The 1289-nt window shown below is 41.6% G+C and carries 1 protein-coding gene; it reads left to right on the top strand.

What is annotated here, in order from left to right; all coding sequences use genetic code 11:
* The coding region (locus KDK18_RS13995; protein WP_257255550.1) for a hypothetical protein at positions 1-941 on the top strand (941 nt) is incomplete at its 5' end.
* Positions 942-1289 lie beyond the last annotated feature (348 nt).

The raw sequence follows: 1289 nt of genomic DNA, 5'->3' as shown, positions 1-1289 counted from the left end.
CCATCAGAATCTTTACTGATGAACGGTTTAATCTTCTGCACATCCCACAGGCTGGCTGGCCGACAATGATCACAAAGTATCTTTTGATTATACCTGCAAACTATAACATCCAGTTTGTGTTCAGCAAGGATGACTCTGAAGCTGAGCAAGCGTTATTTCCCAGGGTAAGCGACCCGGACAGTATAGAACGAATACTTCTGAAACCACTGGAGGAAGCAAGGAAGATAATCATTAAAGAAAGACCAAAGCAATATGTTTTTTTTCTGGACAGTGAAATCAAAAATAGTGGCAGACCGGAAAACATTAAGAAGTATTTAAGGCTTGTCAAGGCTTTTATAATAGGTAAACCCGAAGTACTTGATATATCATCAGAGGTAAGAGCCTCTGATATTGATCAATTATTAGAGAATGCCGGAAGCTATGAGCTAAGCCGGAATGAGTATACAACATCGTTTCAAGCGCTCCAGAAAACACCACAACCTGAAACCGGTTTTGATGCATTCGTTTATAACCTGCCCCGGCTCGAATCTCAGCCAAATTATGAGGCTATAAGTAGTGCTCTATTAAAGAAACATCGCACAAAGTCAACCTGGGTCCACTATTATTTATGGGCTTACGAGACGCTTAATGATCGCCGTGACAACGAACGTGAGCTGTTCCGGGATACGATAATGACACAGAAGATTGAAAAAAATGAACACATGAAAAAAACTTTCTTCGCACTTCTGGGAACGGCCGATCTGACGGTTATGTACGATAATAATCGGGAGGCCATGAGCACCGCATTCAAAAGGTACAACGTAAATCTTTCTAAGTGGTTGGCCTTTTTTCACTCGATCTCAGGCACCTCTGCCCTTATTCTTGGAGAGACAAAAAAGTCAAATTTTCATTTCAGACATTATGAAAAACAAAACAATATATTACAGTCATCAAGTAACTGACCCTGAGGAATAGGACATTTCCGACTTATTGGGCAGGTACAAGAGTAGCATAAAGCCCAAATGCGTAAATTGAAGACTTGTGATCAGTTTACGCTCAGTATTTTTCCATAAACAGCGGCAGTTTTCTAATCAGGAAAATGAGGGTTCGACAACCCAGCGCTGCGGGATTTCACACCAAAACTTCACAGGCAGTGGAATAGAAGCCCCACCGTAAACTTTTCCGTCTCTTTTTGAGAATAATGACAGAGACCCCATTGCCTGTTATGCCTGTTACCTACAGAGCCATTCTTGCTACATCCTGAGCCCACTGCTATTTTTCCTCAAGCTCCATAGGAGTCATAACAATTC

Source organism: Endozoicomonas sp. SESOKO3, assembly GCF_024606255.1.
Note: the sequence above shows the minus strand (reverse complement) of the source record. Positions and strands in the feature narration are given on the sequence as shown.